Below are 17,316 nucleotides of genomic sequence, written 5' to 3'. Positions count from 1 at the left end.
GCCGTTTGCAAGATGAAAAAAGGGCCGGTCTGATACCGGCCCTTTTGCTGCTCGGGGCGCCTTTACAGCGCTTCGCCGCTGCGCCAGCGACTCAGCGCATCCAATGCCTCGTGGAATTGGCCCTTGGCCTTGTCCAGGTACTGGTGCACCTCGTCGATATAGCCGTCGGCGGAGGCGGACCAGACCCGGTTCACGTAGCGCTCGCCGGCGGCGAAGGGGCTCATCACCTCGGCGAAGGCCGCCAGGCTGTAGCGGTGGGCCAGGGTGTAGCGGGCCTCGGCGAAGGCGCGCAGGTCGTTCCTGAGCCTGTGGTCTATCTCGAACCTGGCCTCGTAGACGGGAATGTCGTCCTTTTTGGCCACCAGGGTGTCCAGCTCCGCCACCAGGTTTTCCAGGCTCTCGCGCAGCACCTTGAGGTTATCCTCCATCACCCCCTCGTGACGGGCCTCCAGGTGCTCGGCACGCTTGATGAGGTAGACGCCAATCATGCCCACCAGCAGCAGCGGCAGGAAGCCGCTCCAGGCCAGGGTCCTGGGGTCCAGCGAGGTCAGGAAGGCGCCGACCAGGAAGCAGACGGTCACCAGCAATAATCCCAATGCTTTCATGTCACACCCCCTGCACTATGTAGGTGACGGCGAACCCGACCCCCACCAGGGCCTCGCCGACGATGAGGCCGGCGGCCACCGGGATGCCGGTGTTCTCGGAAAATTCCTTGCCCTTGAACCTGTCCACCAGCTCCCGGGACAGGGTGCCGAGGGCATAGGTGAGCACGATGGCGAAGGGCAGGTAGAAGCCCAGGCCAACGGTGATGCCCAGGCCACCGGAGGTGGCGGAGAGGATGGCGCCCAGGCCGGCGCCGGCCAGGTACTTCTCTGTGGGCACGTCGCCGCCAAGGATGCCGGAGATCATCGAGGCCAGGGCCTGGCCCTGGGGCGCCGGCAGCTCCGCCGAGCCCAGGCCGTAGGCCTTGTGCAGCACCAGGATCAGGGCCATGACGATGATGGGCCCCAGCCAGGCGCCGATGAACTGGCCGAACTGCTGCATGCGCGGGGTGGCGCCGACCAGGTAGCCGGTCTTGAGATCCAGCATCAGGTCGGTGGCCTGGGACATGGCCACGCAGGCGGCGGCGCCGACGGTGACGGCGGCAATGACGGCGGACTCGTCATCCAGGCCGGAGGTGAGGATGATCAGCAAGGTCACGGCGATCAGGGTCATGCCCGACAGCGGCGACCAGTTGGTGCGGCCGATGCACTCGGACAGGATCACCCCGGCCACCCAGACCCAGAAGGTGCCCAACAGGCCCATGGCGATGCCGCGCCAGATGCTCACTTCCTGGGCGCTGGCGATGGCGATGAAGCACAGCAGCACGGCGCAGCCGATGATGGCGCCGTACAGCAGCTTGATGGGCATCTCGTCCCTGGAGGCGGCGGACTCGACCCGGGCCGCGTTCTGCATGGACTTGATGGCGTTGATGATCAGCGGAAAGGCCATGGCGATACCGGTCAGGGCGCCACCGATCAGCATGCCGATGCCCACCGGCCGGAACAGATCCACCCTGAGCGCCTCGGGATCGGTGACCACCTTACCGTCCACCACAGGCAGCAGCTCGGTGCCGGCCAGCAGGGGCGCCAGGAACCAGTAACAGACGAAGCCGCCGATGATGAAGGCGACGCCACCGCGGCCGGCGATGAAGCCCACCCCCACGGTCAGCAGCGACAGGTACCAGATGCCGTTGGTGTACTCCGGCATGCCCAGCAGGCCGCCGAGATCATAGTATTCGACGCCGACGTACTTGGAGACGAAGTGGATGGCACCGCTGGCCAGGGCCGCGCCCACCAGCAGCTTGGCCTTCTTCACCCCGGCGCCCGGCGACTTGAGGATGGTGGCCACGGCCACCCCGCCCGGGTAGGTCAGGCGCTCGTAGTCGATCATCTGCTTGCGCAGGGGGATGATGAAGGCAATGCCAAGGAAGGCGCCGGCAATGGCGCCGAACACGATCAGCAGCGGATTAAAGTTCGTATAGCCGAGGATGAACAGGGCCGGCACCGAGAACATCAGGCCACTGGAGGCGCCGTTGACGGCGCTGGCGATGGTCTGCACCACGTTGTTTTCGATGATGGAGGAGCGGTTGAGGATCCCCCTCAGGATGCCGAAGCCGAGGATGGCGGCCAGTTCGGAGCCTTCGATGGAAAAGCCCAGCTTGAGGGCGGCATAGGCGATGGACACGGCGATGATGGCGCCGAGGAAATAGCCCACCAGCACCGCCGTCCAGGTCAGCTCGGGGTAAGGGCCCCGCCTGATCACTTGGGTGTGCGCAGTCAATTTATCGTCTTCCTTGTTGTCGGTTTGTGAACAAACTAAAGGAAAACGCCGCCCCTATCCAGCCCGGGCGGCTCGGTCCAGCAGAGGAAATGCCGCCAGCGGCGTCCTTTGGCGGCGAAGGGGGCGAAAATAGTCGCTATTTTCGTAGAAATCCCCGTCCGATGCCTCAGGATGCCAGCCCGGCACCCCCAGCAGCGGCAGCGGCGACAGCAGGGACTTGTCGGCCAAGCCATTCCTGTCCAGCAGGGCAGTGAAGGCGCCGTCCAGGCGCCGGTACTGGCCGGCGAGGTCGTCCCGGAAGAAATCCGGCTCGGCCAGCATGGGCAGCATCTTGGCGGTGAGGCCGATAAAGGGCCTGAGGGCCATCTCGTAGCAGGCGTGGCCGAACACATAGGCGCGGATGGAGCTGCCCCACCTGTCGCGCTCATGCCACAGCACCTGCTGCCAGCGGTGCTGGCGCAGGTCCGCCAGCAGCTCGGGCTCAGAGCTCACCACCAGCACCCCGCACTCGTCGAACAACGTCAGGGCGTCCCGGCGCAATGTGCGCGGGCTCAGGCCGTGGGCCAGGATATCGGCCTGGTGCTGGCCGTTGATGGCTGCCTTGGCCCCGGGGAAGGCGGCCCAGATCAGGGCGTTGAAGAAATCGTGCCAGTTGCCCGCGCGGGTGGGCACGGCGCCGCTTTCGAAGATGCGCGCCTCGTAATAGCGGTCGTCGTCCTCGTCGTGGCTGAAGCAAAGCGGCGCACCGCCGCCGCTGCGAGCCCCGGCCGGCAACAGGGCGGTCAGGGCGGCGGCATCGGGAAAGGCCGAAAAGCGGCCCAGGGACGGGAAAAGGCGGGCCGGATCGGCGAACAGGGGCTCATCCAGCCAGGTGGTCTGCCAGTGCATAGTCACTCCAGTTTCGAGCCGCGCAGTGTAGCAAAGGCCCGGCCGGATCTGGTATCACTGGGGTACCCAGAGAGCGGAACCTTCCCATGAAGAACATCATCTGCGACATCGACGGCGTGCTGATGCACGACAACACCGCCATTCCCGGCGCCGACGCCTTCATCAAGCGCATCCTCGACCAGGGCAACCCCCTGGTGCTGCTCACCAACTACCCGTCCCAGACCGCCCGGGATCTGCACAACCGCCTGGCGGCGGCCGGCATCGATGTGCCGGAAGACAGGTTCTACACCTCGGCCATGGCCACCGCCGACTTCATCCGCCGCCAGGAAGGCACCAAGGCCTATGTCATAGGCGACAGCGCCCTCAGCCACGAGCTGTACAAGGTGGGCTTCACCATCACCGACATCAACCCGGACTTCGTCATAGTGGGCGAGACCCGCTCCTACAACTGGGAGATGATCCACAAGGCGGCCCGCTTCGTGGCCGGTGGCGCCCGCTTCATCGCCACCAACCCGGACTTCTGCGGCCCCAACCACAGCCCGGGCTGCGGCGCCCTGTGCGCCCCCATAGAGCGCATCACCGGCCACCAGCCCTTCTACGTGGGCAAGCCATCCAGCTGGATCGTCCGCTCGGCCCTGAACCATATCCATGCCCACTCCGAAGACACCGTCATCATCGGCGACAACCTGCGCACCGACATTCTGGCCGGCTTCCAGGCCGGCCTTGAGACCATACTGGTGCTGTCCGGGGTCTCCCGCCCCGAGGACATCCCCCAGATGGCCTTCAGGCCCAATCATGTGTTCGACAAGGTCAGCGACATCGACATCTTCTAAAAAAGGGCGGCCTCGGCCGCCCTTTCTGGTCTATCTTCGGCGAAAAGGCCGTTAGCGGCCAAGGAAGTCCCCTACCCTGTCCAGCACCTGCCGGGCCGCCTGGCCCTGGACGGCGCTGCCGTGCATGGGCAGCAGCATGTCCACCTCCAGCCCGGCCAGCTTGGCGATGGCCGCACGGGTGCTGTCCCCTTTTGGGATGAAGGCGCCCTTTTCGGCGAAGTTGATTGCAATTTCGCTGATGTCTTCCTCGGTAAGCGGGGCGCAGATCCCGCCCTGGGCACAGTGATCAGAGCTGAACAGCAGCCTGTCCCTTTCCTCGTACCAGAGCACCGCGTCCCAGTTGTGGGGGAAGTGCGGCGTTTCCACCAGGCGCAGCCGGCGCCGGCCCAGCTCGACGGCCTCACCGTCCCTGAGCACCTGGGGCGCACGGATGGCATGGTCGCTGAGGTTGATGCGGCCTATGGGGCCGGTCAGGCAGAGGGCGCCCGGCGCCAGCTCCAGCCAGTGGTTGAGGGCGCCGGACTCGTCGGCCTCGAAGTGGGAGAAGGCCACATAGGCCAAATCACGGGGATCCATCAGCTCGGCCACCATGTTTTTAAGCGGCTCGAACAGGGACTGCTTGCCGGCGTGCATCAGCAGCGGCTTGTCGTCGAGGAGCAGGAACTGGTTGAACTCGAACTTGTCGTTTTCCGCCAGGGTCAGGCGGAAGAGGTTGGGGGCGAGCTCGGTGACGCTCTGGTGCATGGGACTACCTCCTGTTGAACCCATGGCCCTGGCTGATCCTTGGCCTGGGAAGATGAAGGCCCCGGATTATGCCATCCGGGCCCCCTCAGGCCCAGCCCGTTTTTCCTGCTCAGTGCTGGTGGTCGTGGCCGTCCTCCTCGCCGCGGGCGCTGAGGGCCCGGTACTGCTCCGGGGTCAGCTCCGGCAGGCGGGACAGGAAGGCCACCATGTTCCAGATCCGCTCGTCGTCATGGCGCGGCCCCCAGGCCGGCATGCCGGAGGCCTTGATGCCGTGCTTGATGATCCAGAAGCGCCGCCTGGCCTCGGACTGCTCGTCGCCATGGTGGTGGGCCTGGGTCAGATCCGGCGGCGCCGGGTACAGGCCCAGGGTGAAATCGCTCTCGGTCAGGCCGGGCCTGAGATGGCAGCCGGTGCACATGTCGTTGTAGTCGGCGGCGCCGGCCAAGAGCCGGGCCGGATTGTCCAGATCGGCCGGCAGCGGAATGTCGGCGGACGCCCGGGTGATGGCGCGCTCGCGCAGGGTCTCCAGGGCCCAGTAGGTGACGGCGTTATGGGGCCTGTCGGCACCCATGGGGTACCAGCCGGAATACAGGAAGGCGAGCCCGGCCAGGACCGCCACCACCAGGGCCATGGCCAGGCAGCCAAGGCAGGCCCCTTGTCTGCGAAATGTCATCTCGGTTCCTCCATGGCGCCGCCCCGGGGCGGCGCCATTCTCATCATTTAGAGTGCTGGTGCCGGCGAGGCTTCGCCTGCTTTTCTTCGCCCTGCTTGGGGCCACTGGCGTCCTGTCCGTCCTGATGCGCCGCCTTGGCGCACTTGCTCCTCAGGGCCTTTACCAGGGGATCATTGGGGTCCATCTCCTGAGCCATGGCCTTGATGGCCGTGCAATCCGGCTTGTCCACTTCCTTACCATGCTGCCTGGGGCCGTGGGCCTGGGCGGACAAGGCAAGCAACAGCGCCAGGGTGCCGGCAACGGCGGTCGATCTCTTCTTCATATAGCGTCTCCTGTGAGTGTTAAGCATCTAGAACCAGAATTTCAGGCCGGCCAGCAGTCGGGTATCGCGCACCGGCTCGCCGTCGGCACGGGCCATGTCGGCGGTCTCGCCAAAACGACCCGTCCACTCGACGCCCACATAGGGTGCGAACTGGCGGGAGAACTCGTAACGCAGCCTCAGCCCCAGGGCGGCCTCTGACAGGCCGCTGCCCAGGCCCTTGGCCGGATCATCCTTGCCGTACAGCGTCAGCTCGGCACGGGGCTGCAGCACCAGGCGCTGGCCGAGCAGCAGTTCGTATTCCGCCTCCACGGCCAGGGCCGTACGGCCGCCCTCGCCCAGGTAGGCGGTGGCATCGATTTCGAACCAGTAAGGCGCCAGCCCCTGCAGGCCCAAGGCCAGCCATTGCCGCTTTGGCCCGCGGTCGGCCTGGTCGAAGCGGACGCCGAGCTGACCATCGAAATAAGCATCCAGAGCATGGCTCCACAGCAGTTCGGTCTGGCTTTCCTGCAGGCGCCCCGCGGCCAGCTCGCCTTCCGCCTTGGCCAGCAGCTTGTCGTAGCTGCTGCCGTACCAGAGCTGCCAATCGAAGGCACCGGCCTCACCGTCATGCTCGAGGCGATCCCCCTGCACCGCCCAGAACAGATGCTCGTCGGCCAGGCGCGGCCGGACCTTGCCCGGCAGCGCATAGGGCCCTTCGGTGAGGGTGAAGCCCTGTGAATACTGGTGAGGGTCACGGGCGTCTTCGGGGGCGTCGCCGCCCTGCATGCGCATCTGGCCATGCTGCGGCTGCTCCTTGGCCTCGGCCGGCATGTCGTGATCCTGATGCTGGCCATCCGGCTGGGCCCAGGCGGCACCGGCCAGGGCCAGCAAAGCAACGGCCAGGGTCGGTACGGCGGCAAAGGGGGTCTTGGTCTGCTTCATGACACCACCACCTCGCGGAACATGCCCGCATCCATATGGAACAGCAGGTGGCAATGCCAGGCCCAGCGTCCGAGATCGTGCGGGGTGGTCAGGAAGCTGATCCGCTGCGCCGGCTGTACCGGTATGGTGTGGCGCCTGACCAGCAGCTCGCCCTGGTCAGACTCCAGATCGCTCCACATGCCGTGCAGGTGCATGGGGTGGGTCATCATGGTGTCGTTCTGCAGGATCACCCGCAGCCGTTCGCCCTGGGCCATGGCCACCGGGGTGCTGCGGCCGAATTCCAGGCCGTCGATGGACCAGCTGTACCTCTCCATGTTGCCGGTCAGGTGCAGCTCCAGCTCCCGGCTTGGCGAGCGGCGGTCGTCAAGGATGCCGTCCAGGGAGCGCAGATCGGCCTGGGTCAGCACCCGGCGGCCATTGTCCCTGAGGCCGACGCCCGGATCGTCCAGGTTGGTGCGCGGCATGTCGACCCGCATGTCCGTGGAGGGGCCATACTCGGTCCGGGCATGGCGCACCTGCTGTGACGGCCTGGCCAGGGTGGCGCCGTGTCGGGCATGCTGGCCGTGGTCCATGGCGCCGTGCCCCATGGCACTATGGTCCATGGCGCCATGGCCCATCATGGCGTGACTGCCGCCCAGGCCCATGGTCCCCATCATGTCGGCCATGCTCAACCAGGGCACGGGATCCATGGCCGGCACCGGCGCCGCCAGGCCCTGGCGCGTGGCCAGGGTGCCCCTGGCATAGCCGGAGCGGTCCATGCTCTGGGCAAAGAGGGTGTAGGCGTCCTCCTTGGGCTCCACCAGCACGTCGTAGGTTTCCCCCGAGCCGAAGCGGAACTCGTCCACCGTCACCGGCTCAACGTCCTGGCCGTCGGCCTGTACCACCGTCATTTTCAGCCCGGGGATGCGCACGTCGTAGAAGGTATTGCTGGAGCCGTTGATAAAGCGCAGCCGCACCCGCTCGCCGCGGCGGAACAGCCCGGTCCAGTTGCCGGCCGGGGGGCTGCCATTCATCAGAAAGGTCAGGGTGGCGGCGGACAGGTCGGCCAGATCGGTCGGATTCATGCGCATCCGGTTCCACATCTGCCGCTTCTTGACGGCCGCCGCCAGTCCCATCTTGCCGGCATCACGGAAGAAGTCGCCGGCGGTGGGCTGGTTGAAGTTATAGAGGTCGCTCTGTACCTTGAGCTTGGCGAAGACGGAGGCCGGATCTTCGTCTGTCCAGTCCGAGAGCAACACCACATGGTCCCGGTCGGCGCGAATACGCTCGCCTTCGCGGGGCTCGACGATGATGGCGCCGTACATGCCGGTCATCTCCTGAAAACCGCTGTGGGAGTGGTACCAGTAGGTGCCGCTCTGGCGCAGCCGGAAACGATAGACGTAGGTTTCCCCTGGCGCTATGCCGGGAAAACTGATCCCGGGCACGCCGTCCATCTGGTAGGGCAGCAGTATGCCGTGCCAGTGGATGGAGCTGGGCTCGGACAATTTATTGGTGACCCTGATGGTGACCTCGTCGCCTTCCCTCAGCCGCAGGGTGGGGGCCGGGATGGAGCCATTGATGGTGGTGGCCCGGCGCACCAGGCCGGTGAAATTGACCCTGGATTCGGCGATCACCAGGTCGATGACGGAGCCGGTCAGCACCGGCGCCGTGCCCGTGCCGGTCGCGCCCGGCTCGGGGCGGGCGTGAAGCAACCCCGGCATGCCGAGTAGCACGCCACCGGCCACCAGCCCCTGTACGAAGCGGCGGCGGCCGGGATCGAAGCGGCGCCCCGGGGTTCTGGACGTTTTCATAGGACGGGATCTCCCCTCTTTCCCTCAATGGATGATGGTGCCCAGGCCGACCATGGCCGGGCTGATAAGGAAAAGCTTAGTCAGCGCCCCCTTGCCACGGCATGACCCCAAGATGACAAAGTCGTCATCTTGCCGTCAGCTTGCGGTAGCCATGGCGCCGCTAGACTCTGTACAGACAGGTTGATGAGGTAACCAAGATGCGGCTGCTGGTAGTGGAGGACGAAAAGAAAACGGGGGATTACCTGCGCCAGGGCTTGAGCGAGGCGGGCTTCATGGTGGCCCTGGCACGCAGCGGCCTGGATGGCCACCACCTGGCCATGACCGAGGATTTTGATCTGATCATCCTGGACGTGATGCTGCCCGATGTCGACGGCTGGCAGATCGTCCAGGCCCTGCGCCAGGCCGGCGCCACCACCCCGGTGCTCTTCCTCACCGCCAGGGACAGCGTCGACGACAGGGTCCGGGGCCTGGAGTTGGGCGGTGACGATTACCTGATCAAGCCCTTCGCCTTTGCCGAGCTGCTGGCCCGGATCCGCACCCTGCTGCGCCGCCGGGCGGCGCCCCTGCAGACCGACACCCTGACCCTGGCCGATCTCAAGCTGGATCTGCGCCGGCGCCGGGTGACCAGAGCGGGCCGCAAGATCAGCCTCAGCCACAAGGAGTTTTGCCTGCTGGAGCTGCTGGCGCGCCACCCGGGCGAGGTACTGCCCCGCTCGCTGATCGCTTCCCAGGTCTGGGACATGAACTTCGACAGCGACACCAATGTCATCGACGTGGCCATCAGGCGGCTGCGCGCCAAGATCGATGATCACTTCGAACCCAAGCTCATCCACACGGTACGGGGCATGGGTTACAAGCTGGATGTGGAAGATGAGTAACCGCCCGCCGCTGTCCCTTGCCGCCAGGGCCATGGCCTTCGTCGCCCTGGCCATCGGCCTCAGCCTGGCGCTGATCGGCCAGCTGGTGGCGGCTGCCGTAGAGGGTCACTTCGCCGACCAGGACGCCGCCGAGCTGGCGGTGATGACCCGGGCCGTGAGCCAGGCCCTGGCGGCAGCGGCCGACGATCCGGTGCTGTTGCCCAGGACCCTGGCGCGGGCGGTATCCGGGCATCACGGCGTCTATTTCCAGGTCCAGGATCGGCATGGCACCCGCCTCTATGCCAGCCCGGGGGCCGATCTGGGTGCGGCCCGCCATCTTGAACCTGTGACCAAGATAGTCCCCGCTAACCTCGCCACCTGGCAGGCGGACGGCAGCCACTTCCGAGGGGTGGTGAGCCGGCTCCGGTTGGGGGAGCGCCAATACCGCATCACCGCCGCCATCGCCATGGACGCCCACCTGCATTTCCTGCAGCGCTTTCGTCGCCATCTGTGGTTGATCATGGCCCTGGCCGGCGCCCTGACCTTGACCGCCGCCTGGCTGGGTGTGCGCCAGGGCCTGGCGCCCCTGCACAGCCTCAGCGACAGCATGCGCCGGATCCAGGCCGATCGCCTGCACCTGCGCCTGGATCCCGGCCAGGTGCCAAGGGAGCTGGGCCCCCTGGTGCAGGCCTTCAACAGCATGATTGGCCGTCTGGAGGAAGGCTTCACACGGCTGTCCCACTTTTCCGCCGATATCGCCCACGAGCTGCGCACGCCGCTGACCAACCTCACCACCCAAACCCAGGTGGCCCTGGGCAAGTCCCGCTCCCCCGAACAATACCGGGAGCTGCTCTATTCCAGCCTGGAAGAGCTGGAGCGGCTGACCAAGATGGTCAACGACATGCTGTGGCTGGCCAAGAGCGAGCACGGCCTGATCAGGCCGTCCCTGGCAGCCGTTGACCTGGCCATGGAGATCCGGGCCCTGTTCGAGTTCTTCGACCCCCTGGCCGCGGAGCATGGGCTCAGCCTCGAGCTGACCGGCACTGTCCCGGCGATACAGGGGGACAGGGCCCTGCTCAGGCGGGCCCTGTCCAACCTGCTGTCCAACGCCATCCGCCATTCACCGCCCGGCGCCGCCATCGCCCTGGGCCTGCGTGGCCTGGCCGACGGCGACATCCAGGTGGACATCACCAACAGCGGCGAGACCATAGCGCCAGAGCACCTGGACCACCTGTTCGACCGCTTCTACCGGGTCGACCCCTCACGACGGCGCCACAGCGACGGGGCCGGGCTCGGCCTGGCCATCGTCAGATCCATCATCGAGTCCCACGGCGGCACCATCTGGGTCACCTCAAAACAGGGTCTGACCACCTTCAGTTTCCGCCTGCCCGGCGCCGCGGCCCCGAGAGAGACGCCCTAGATCCCGGCTCGCCGGCAGCCCGTCCGGAGCCGCCTTGGCGGCGTCCCGCCGTTGTGACAGAGTAGCGCCAGCACAACCACGGAATAGCCTGATGAAAAAGCACCTTTCCCTTGCCGCCCTGGCCCTGAGCTGGGGCGCCCTGGCCCAGGGGCCGGCCGGCGCCGTCCCCGGCGAGGTCCTGCCCGCCGGCCTGGACGCGGCCCAGTACCGCAGCCACGTCAAGACCCTGTCCTCCGACGCCTTCGAGGGCCGGCTGCCGGCCACCCGGGGCGAGACCCTGACCCTGGATTACCTGCAGGGCCAATTCCAGGCCCTGGGCCTCAAGCCCGGCTTCGGCAACGGCTTCCGCCAGCCGGTGCCGCTGATGGCCATCACCGCCGCTCCCGACATGCAGCTCAAGCTGGGGGATCTGGTGCTGGACTACAAAGAGGACATGGTGGTGCACAGCCGCCATCCCCAGAAGCAGGTGGAGCTGAAGGATTCCGAGCTGGTGTTCGTGGGCTACGGCATCCACGCCCCGGAGCTGGGCTGGGACGACTACGCCGGCCTGGACGTGAAGGGCAAGACGGTGGTGATGCTGATCAACGACCCCGGCTTCGCCACCGGCGACGCGCGCTTCCAGGGCAAGGCCATGACCTATTACGGCCGCTGGGACTACAAGTACGCCGAGGCCAGCCGCCAGGGCGCCGCCGGGGCCCTGATCGTCCACCAGAGCGCCCCGGCCTCCTACGGCTGGTCGGTGATCCAGAGCTCCTGGACCGGCCCCCAGTACGATCTGGCCGGCAATGACCAGCCCAGGGTCAAGGTGGAAGGCTGGATCAGCCTGGACGCCGCCCACAGGCTGTTCGGCCAGGCCGGCCTGGACTTCGATAAGCTCAGCGCCCGGGCCGCCAAGGCGCCGACCCAGGCCGACCTCAAGGCCAGGGCCGCCGTCACCGTCCGTTCCAGGGTGGAAAAGACCGTCTCCCACAACCTGATGGCGGTGCTGCCGGGCCAGACCGACGAGACCCTGATCGTCACCGCCCACTGGGACCACATCGGCAAGGACGAGGGCCTGGGGGGCGACCAGATCTACAACGGCGCCATGGACAACGCCACCGGCACCGCCGGCCTGCTCAGCCTGGCCGCCTCCCTGGCGCCCCTTTACCAGGGCGATGACAAGCCGCGCCGCAGCATCGCCTTCCTGGCGGTCACCGCCGAGGAGCAGGGCCTGCTGGGCTCCAGCCACTACGTGGCCAACCCGGCCGTGCCGCTGGCCAGGACGGTGGCCAACATCAACATGGACAGCCTGAGCGTGTACGGCCCCACCAGGGACATGGTGGTGGTTGGCAAGGGCAAGACCAGCATCGAGCACTGGCTGCACAAAGCGGCCCAGGCCCAGGGCCGCACCCTGGTGGGCTCAAGCCGCCCCGAGGCCGGTGGCTACTACCGCTCCGATCACTTCAACTTCGCCAAGGCCGGGGTGCCGGCCCTGTACGCCGGCGGCGGCAGCCAGCCCTGGGATGAGACCGTGGCCAGCTACCGTGAGCAGATGAAGGCCCGCCTCAAGGGCTGCTACCACGGCCCCTGCGACGAGTTCCAGGCGGACTGGGATCTGCGCGGCGCCCTGGCCGATCTGGCCCTCTTCCACCAGGTGCTGGCAGAGCTTGCCGTGAGCGAGCAGTGGCCCAAGTGGCAACCGGGCGCCGAATTCAAACGTCCTTCGGCAACCACTGCTCAATCTGCTCGGTAAGGGCCTCTGGCTCGGTGCGGGTGGCAAAGCGCTTCACCCGGCCATCCGGACTGACCAGGAACTTGGTAAAGTTCCATTTCACCGCCCGGGTCCCCAGGACGCCGGGCGCTTCTTTCTTCAGCCAGGCAAAGAGCGGGTGGGTGCCCTCGCCGTTAACCTCGGTCTTGGCGAACAGCGGGAAGTCGACCCCGTAGTTGCGTTCGCAGAACTGGCCTATTTCGGCATCCGTGCCTGGCTCCTGCTTGAGGAACTGGTTGCAGGGAAAGCCCAGCACCACCAGGCCGCGCTCCCGGTACTTTTCCCACAGCGCCTGCAGGCCCTGGTATTGGGGGGTATAGCCGCACTGGCTGGCGGTGTTGACCACCAGCCACAGCTTGCCCTGGAATTCGCTCAAGTCACTTTCACGGCCGTCCTGGTGACGGACCTGGATATGGGTGGGTTGCATGAAAATCTTCCTGAAAACGGGGCCTTAACTGATATCATGGTGAAAAGTTCGCAAAAGAACCAGTCCTGACATGAGTGCCGCCTTCATCGCCCTGGCCTTCCTCTGTGGCCTTCTGTTCAGTCGCATCGGCCTGCCGCCCATGGTGGGCTACCTGGTGGCCGGCTTCGGCCTCCATGCCCTCGGCGTCGAGCCCCCGGAAAACCTCCACGACATCGCCGATCTCGGCATCACCCTGCTGCTGTTCTCCATCGGCCTCAAGCTGAAGGTGAGGAACCTGGCCAAGCCGGAGATCTGGGGTGCCGCCAGCCTGCACCTGGCCATTTCCACCCTGTTCTTCGCCCTGGTGCTGGCCGCCATCGGCCATACGGGGCTTATTGAGGGCGGTACCAAGACCTGGCTGCTGGCCGGCTTCGCACTGTCGTTTTCCTCCACCGTCTTCGCCATCAAGGTGCTGGAGGACAAGGGCGAGACCAGCTCCTTCTACGGCCGTATCGCCATCGGCATACTGGTGATGCAGGACATCTTCGCGGTGATCTTCCTGACCTTTGCCAAGGGCCAGGTGCCGGAGCCCTGGGCCCTGGTCCTGCTGGCCCTGCCGTTGAGCCGGCCGCTGCTGTACAAGCTGCTGGACTGGTGCGGCCCGTCCGAGCTGCAGGGCCTGGCCGGGATCTGCCTGGCCCTGGTGGGCGGCGTGGCCCTGTTCGAGGCCGCCGGCCTCAAGCCGGATCTGGGGGCGCTGTTGATGGGCATGCTCATTGCCGGCCATGAGCGGGCCGACGGCGTCGCCAAGACCCTGTTCAACCTCAAGGAACTGCTGCTGGTGGCCTTCTTCCTGACCATAGGACTGAACGGCCTGCCGGATCCGGTGATGCTGCTGGTGGCGCTGCTGCTGGTGACGCTGCTGCCGGTGAAGACCTACCTCTACATGCGGGTGCTGAGCCGCTTCGGCCTCAGGGTACGCACCGCCGGCCTGGCCAGCCTGTCCCTGGCCAACTTCTCGGAGTTCGGCCTCATCGTCGCCGCCCTCGGCGCCAAGACCGGCCTGTTCAGCCCCCAATGGCTGACCATCATCGCCATCGCCCTGTCCATCTCCTTTGCCCTGGCGGCACCAGTCAACAGCCATGCCGAGGGCCTCTACCACCGCCTGGCCGGGCGGCTGCAGCGCTTCCAGCGCGAACTGCTGCACCCCGAGGACGCCCCCATCGACATCGGCCATGCCAGGGTGCTGATCTTCGGCATGGGCCGGCTCGGCACCGGCGCCTACGATCAGCTGGTGGCGGAGTATGGCAAGAGCGGGGTACTGGGCATCGACCATGCCCCGGACAAGGTGGAAGAACATCGGGGTGACGACAGGGAGGTGATCGTCGGCGACGCCACCGACTCGGATTTCTGGTCCAAGATCCGTCACGACGACGGGCTGGAGCTGGTGCTGCTGGCCATGCCCAACCACCACGGCAACCTCTATGCCGCCAAGCAGCTACAGGCGCGCGGTTACCAGGGCAAGGTGGCGGCGGTGGCCAAGTTCCCGGAGGAAGTGGAGGAACTCAAGGAATTGGGTATTGCGGTGTTCAATATCTTCGAAGAGGCGGGCGCGGGCTTTGCCCGCCACGTGCTCAATGTGTCCCGTCACGGCCCCCGGGCTGCTGCCCCGGCAGAGGGCTGATCTCGGTGATGCGCAGCGGCGTGCCCCACTGTTGGATGGTGAGCACCTCCGGCTTGGGCTCGCCGCTGAAGCGGACCTTGAGGCCGGGCCGGCGAAACTCGGGCGGCAGCCCCAGCGGCAGCCAGTGACGGCCGTCCTCGGCCACTATGCCGTAGAAGCCGCCCTCCATGGGCAACAGGCGGATCTCGCCCTGGCCGCTGATGATGCTTTGAGTCATCTTGGCTGTCGGCACGGGTTTAGCGTCGGTGCCTGGGGTGGGCAGGCCGCCGGCCTGGCTGCAGCCTGCCAGCAGCAGGCTCAGCAGGAGGCCTTTTTTCGCGACCATAGCCAGTTCAGCAGTTCGGCGGTGGCACCCATGGCACAGCATCCTCTTGCGATTGCACTGCCCCACTTGTAACGCGCCTGTTAGCATCTTGTCAAATATCCGCCTGCTGGACGGCCACGGCACCGCCGTGGCTGGCCGGGGCCATGCCGGCCTGGCTCAGCACCTGGTACAGCGCCAGGTTGATGCCGTAACGGGCCTCGTGGTATCGGGCCGTGGGCAACCACAGCCGCACCCCGATGCGCACACCCAGGGGGGTGAAGGCATCGATACCCACCTGGGGCGCAGGCTCGGTAGCCAGCTCGGGGTGTTTTTCCAGCTCTGCCTTGAGCAGCGCTATGGCCCTGGCCGGCTCGGCCTGGGCCGGCAGCAGCAGCAGGGTCTCCGCCAGCTTGTTCTCCTTGGAGTTGTGGAAGATCTCCCCCAGCACCTGGCGATTGGGAATATGGATACGCTCGCCGTCCTCGGTGACCAGCACCGTCTGGGCCAGGGTGATCTGCTCCACCACACCGTCGCGATCGAGGATGGTGATGGTGTCACCCACCACGAAGGGCCGGGTCAGGATCAGCGCCAGCCCGGAGCCGTAGTTGGACACCGGCCCCTGCAGGGCCAGACTGAGGCCGAAGGTAGCGGCACCAATAGCGGCGATCAGCGGGCTGATGGTCAGCCCCAGCTTGCCGGCGGCGATGATGATGAACAGACCCAGCACCAGCAGCCGCACCAGGTTGGACAGGAACTGGGCCAGGGTCGGATCCCAATGGCGCTTCTCCCCCAACCGCTTCATGGTATTGCCCAGGCTCCTGGCCAGCAGCAGGCCCAGCAGCAGTATGACCAGGGCGCCAAGCAGCTGGAAGCCGTAGTTGACCAGGTAGTCGATGACAATATCGGTGATCTTGGTGATTTGATTAAGTTCTTGGCTGAGCATGGTTTTTCGGGTCTCTGCTAGAATGGCGCCATTATGGCATGTCGGACGATTTTTTCATGGTTCGCAATATCCTGATCAGCGGCGCCAGCCGTGGCATCGGCCTGGCCATCGCCAGGCATCTTTCCGCCCAGGGCCACAGACTGAGCCTGGGCATCCGCAGCGGCCAGCCCCCGGCCGATCTGGCCCAGCACCACTGCTTCGCCTATGACGCCAGCCGAGGTGACGAAGAGGCCTGGCTGGCATCGGCACGCAAGGCCCTGGGGCCCGTGGATACCCTGGTCCACTGCGCCGGGGTGCTGGAAGTGGTGGGCCTGCTGGATGATTTCGAGGCGCCCCTGGAGCGGATGCTGGAGGTGAACCTCAAGGCGCCCTGGCGCCTGACCCGGGCCGCCTGGGAGGATCTGCGCGCCCACGGCCAGGGCCGGGTGATCAGCCTGGTGAGCCTGTCCGGCAAGCGGGTCAAGGGCCTGTCCGCCGGTTATTCCGCCAGCAAGTTCGCCCAGCTGGCCCTGCACCAGGCCATCCGCAACACCGGCTGGGAGGACGGCATCCGCGCCACCGCCATCTGCCCGTCCTGGGTCAATACCGATATGGCCGCTGCAAACTGTCCGTTGGAGCCTGACACCCTGACCCAGCCGGACGACATCGCGGCCCTGGTGGACAGCATACTGGCCCTGCCCAACAGTGCGGTGGTGGACGAGATAGCGGTCAACTGCCGCCTGGAGCCCTAGTACCTGAACAGGCGATGATGCCTGTTACCTGCAGGCATTGAAGCTGAGTGGCACCACCTTGAAAGAAGAGCAACACAGGGAGGGGACTGGCCACATTTCCATGATCTTCCCTGTCATTTCCCATTAGATTATCTTGCGTTATTAACGGCTTTTTCCGGACCAATCAGCAAAGGGGCACGGCACCCATTTCCCGTTCCCCAGAGGTAAATATTCATGTTGCGCGCACTGCTCCTGTTTTTCTCCCTGCTGCTCACGGCCTGCTCCTTCGCCCCCGGCGAAGGGGAGCTGGCCGAGATGCTGGACCGCCACTACGAACGCCAGCTGGGCCCGGGCGTGGTGCTGGTCCGCAACCTGGAAAAGGTCAACGGCCGCGAGCTGGGCAGCGATCGCTACCTGGTGGACGTGAAATACGATCTGGTCTTTCTCAAGAGCTTCGACGAGCTGGCCAGCGAAACCGAGGGCCAGGCCGAGCAGGGCCGCTGGCTGTCCGCCATCAGCGGCGGCCTCAACCTCTGGCAGCTGTCCCTGCAGTTCGGCCAGTTCCAGCGCGGCGATGTCAGGCACCTGGACGAGCGCCACGAGCTGCTGAAAACCGAGCAGGGCTGGGATCTGGCCTCGGCCTGGGAAGACCAAGAGCCCTGACGCCATGCCGGCCCGGGGGCCGGCCTTTTTTATCGCGCCTGGCTATCAGATCACCTCTTTTATTTCAAAAAGGAATATCGTTATTC

The 17,316-nt window shown here is 66.1% G+C and carries 18 protein-coding genes; 7 read left to right on the top strand and 11 right to left on the bottom strand.

Going from position 1 to position 17,316, the window contains the following annotated elements; all coding sequences use genetic code 11:
* Positions 1–62: 62 nt before the first annotated feature.
* From WDB71_RS06405 to WDB71_RS06395, 3 genes are read right to left on the bottom strand one after another with little or no spacing between them, the layout of a single operon-like run.
* Positions 63–605, bottom strand: coding sequence for a hypothetical protein (locus WDB71_RS06405; RefSeq protein ID WP_341503810.1), 543 nt, complete (start codon positions 603–605; stop codon positions 63–65).
* A gap of 1 nt (position 606) precedes the next feature.
* Positions 607–2,322: an oligopeptide transporter, OPT family gene (locus WDB71_RS06400; RefSeq protein WP_341503809.1), complete on the bottom strand. Its 1,716-nt coding sequence runs from the start codon at positions 2,320–2,322 to the stop codon at positions 607–609.
* A 54-nt stretch (positions 2,323–2,376) separates the two neighbouring features.
* Entirely contained in the window at positions 2,377–3,210 is an 834-nt protein-coding gene (locus tag WDB71_RS06395; protein WP_341503808.1) for a DUF3025 domain-containing protein, read from the bottom strand.
* 86 nt (positions 3,211–3,296) lie between these two features.
* Here WDB71_RS06395 and WDB71_RS06390 point away from each other — a divergent pair, with 86 nt between their 5' ends.
* On the top strand, positions 3,297–4,043 hold the full coding sequence (locus WDB71_RS06390) for an HAD-IIA family hydrolase (protein ID WP_341503807.1): 747 nt from the start codon (positions 3,297–3,299) through the stop codon (positions 4,041–4,043).
* A gap of 51 nt (positions 4,044–4,094) precedes the next feature.
* Here WDB71_RS06390 and WDB71_RS06385 read toward each other — a convergent pair whose 3' ends face one another.
* The 5 genes from WDB71_RS06385 to WDB71_RS06365 all read right to left on the bottom strand — a co-directional run bounded on the left by WDB71_RS06385 (position 4,095) and on the right by WDB71_RS06365 (position 8,493).
* Positions 4,095–4,787, bottom strand: coding sequence for a hypothetical protein (locus tag WDB71_RS06385; RefSeq protein WP_341503806.1), 693 nt, complete (start codon positions 4,785–4,787; stop codon positions 4,095–4,097).
* Between the two features lie 109 nt (positions 4,788–4,896).
* Positions 4,897–5,460: a cytochrome c gene (locus tag WDB71_RS06380; protein WP_341503805.1), complete on the bottom strand. Its 564-nt coding sequence runs from the start codon at positions 5,458–5,460 to the stop codon at positions 4,897–4,899.
* A 43-nt stretch (positions 5,461–5,503) separates the two neighbouring features.
* Positions 5,504–5,782, bottom strand: a complete 279-nt coding sequence (locus tag WDB71_RS06375; RefSeq protein WP_341503804.1) for a hypothetical protein — start codon at positions 5,780–5,782, stop codon at positions 5,504–5,506.
* Between the two features lie 27 nt (positions 5,783–5,809).
* The gene (locus WDB71_RS06370) at positions 5,810–6,703 is read right to left on the bottom strand and encodes a copper resistance protein B (protein ID WP_341503803.1); all 894 of its coding nucleotides are present in this window, start codon (positions 6,701–6,703) and stop codon (positions 5,810–5,812) included.
* Positions 6,700–8,493 carry a copper resistance system multicopper oxidase gene (locus WDB71_RS06365; protein ID WP_341503802.1) on the bottom strand — a complete coding sequence of 598 codons (1,794 nt, stop codon included), beginning with the start codon at positions 8,491–8,493 and terminating at the stop codon, positions 6,700–6,702. The genes WDB71_RS06370 and WDB71_RS06365 overlap by 4 nt, the downstream gene beginning before the upstream one ends.
* A gap of 197 nt (positions 8,494–8,690) precedes the next feature.
* On the opposite strand from WDB71_RS06365, the gene WDB71_RS06360 reads away from it, so the two are divergent.
* The 3 genes from WDB71_RS06360 (at position 8,691) to WDB71_RS06350 (ending at position 12,502) form a co-directional block, all read left to right on the top strand.
* Complete coding sequence (locus tag WDB71_RS06360; protein ID WP_341503801.1) at positions 8,691–9,371, top strand: heavy metal response regulator transcription factor; 681 nt, start codon at positions 8,691–8,693, stop codon at positions 9,369–9,371.
* On the top strand, positions 9,364–10,770 hold the full coding sequence (locus WDB71_RS06355; protein ID WP_341503800.1) for a heavy metal sensor histidine kinase: 1,407 nt from the start codon (positions 9,364–9,366) through the stop codon (positions 10,768–10,770). The genes WDB71_RS06360 and WDB71_RS06355 overlap by 8 nt, the downstream gene beginning before the upstream one ends.
* 91 nt (positions 10,771–10,861) lie before the next feature.
* Positions 10,862–12,502 (top strand): M28 family peptidase, encoded by a 1,641-nt coding sequence (locus WDB71_RS06350; protein ID WP_341503799.1) that lies wholly within the window; start codon positions 10,862–10,864, stop codon positions 12,500–12,502.
* Here the strand turns inward: WDB71_RS06350 and WDB71_RS06345 are convergent.
* The gene (locus tag WDB71_RS06345; protein WP_341503798.1) at positions 12,462–12,947 is read right to left on the bottom strand and encodes a glutathione peroxidase; all 486 of its coding nucleotides are present in this window, start codon (positions 12,945–12,947) and stop codon (positions 12,462–12,464) included. The genes WDB71_RS06350 and WDB71_RS06345 overlap by 41 nt on opposite strands.
* Positions 12,948–13,017: 70 nt before the next feature.
* Between WDB71_RS06345 and WDB71_RS06340 the strand changes: the two genes are divergently transcribed.
* Positions 13,018–14,610, top strand: coding sequence for a cation:proton antiporter family protein (locus tag WDB71_RS06340; protein WP_341503797.1), 1,593 nt, complete (start codon positions 13,018–13,020; stop codon positions 14,608–14,610).
* On the opposite strand, the gene WDB71_RS06335 is transcribed toward WDB71_RS06340, so the two are convergent.
* Together WDB71_RS06335 and WDB71_RS06330 are read right to left on the bottom strand one after the other, a co-directional pair.
* Positions 14,561–14,935: a hypothetical protein gene (locus WDB71_RS06335; RefSeq protein WP_341503796.1), complete on the bottom strand. Its 375-nt coding sequence runs from the start codon at positions 14,933–14,935 to the stop codon at positions 14,561–14,563. The genes WDB71_RS06340 and WDB71_RS06335 overlap by 50 nt on opposite strands.
* Positions 14,936–15,026: 91 nt before the next feature.
* Entirely contained in the window at positions 15,027–15,857 is an 831-nt protein-coding gene (locus WDB71_RS06330) for a mechanosensitive ion channel family protein (protein ID WP_341503795.1), read from the bottom strand.
* A gap of 38 nt (positions 15,858–15,895) precedes the next feature.
* Here WDB71_RS06330 and WDB71_RS06325 point away from each other — a divergent pair, with 38 nt between their 5' ends.
* Entirely contained in the window at positions 15,896–16,588 is a 693-nt protein-coding gene (locus WDB71_RS06325) for an SDR family NAD(P)-dependent oxidoreductase (protein WP_341503794.1), read from the top strand.
* 213 nt (positions 16,589–16,801) lie between these two features.
* A complete protein-coding gene (locus WDB71_RS06320) occupies positions 16,802–17,230 on the top strand; it encodes a hypothetical protein (protein WP_341503793.1) in 429 nt (142 codons plus the stop codon).
* The last annotated feature ends 86 nt before the right edge of the window (positions 17,231–17,316 follow it).

Source organism: Gallaecimonas sp. GXIMD4217 (assembly GCF_038087665.1).
Lineage (GTDB): Bacteria > Pseudomonadota > Gammaproteobacteria > Enterobacterales > Gallaecimonadaceae > Gallaecimonas.
This window is presented reverse-complemented; position numbering and strand designations above follow the sequence as displayed.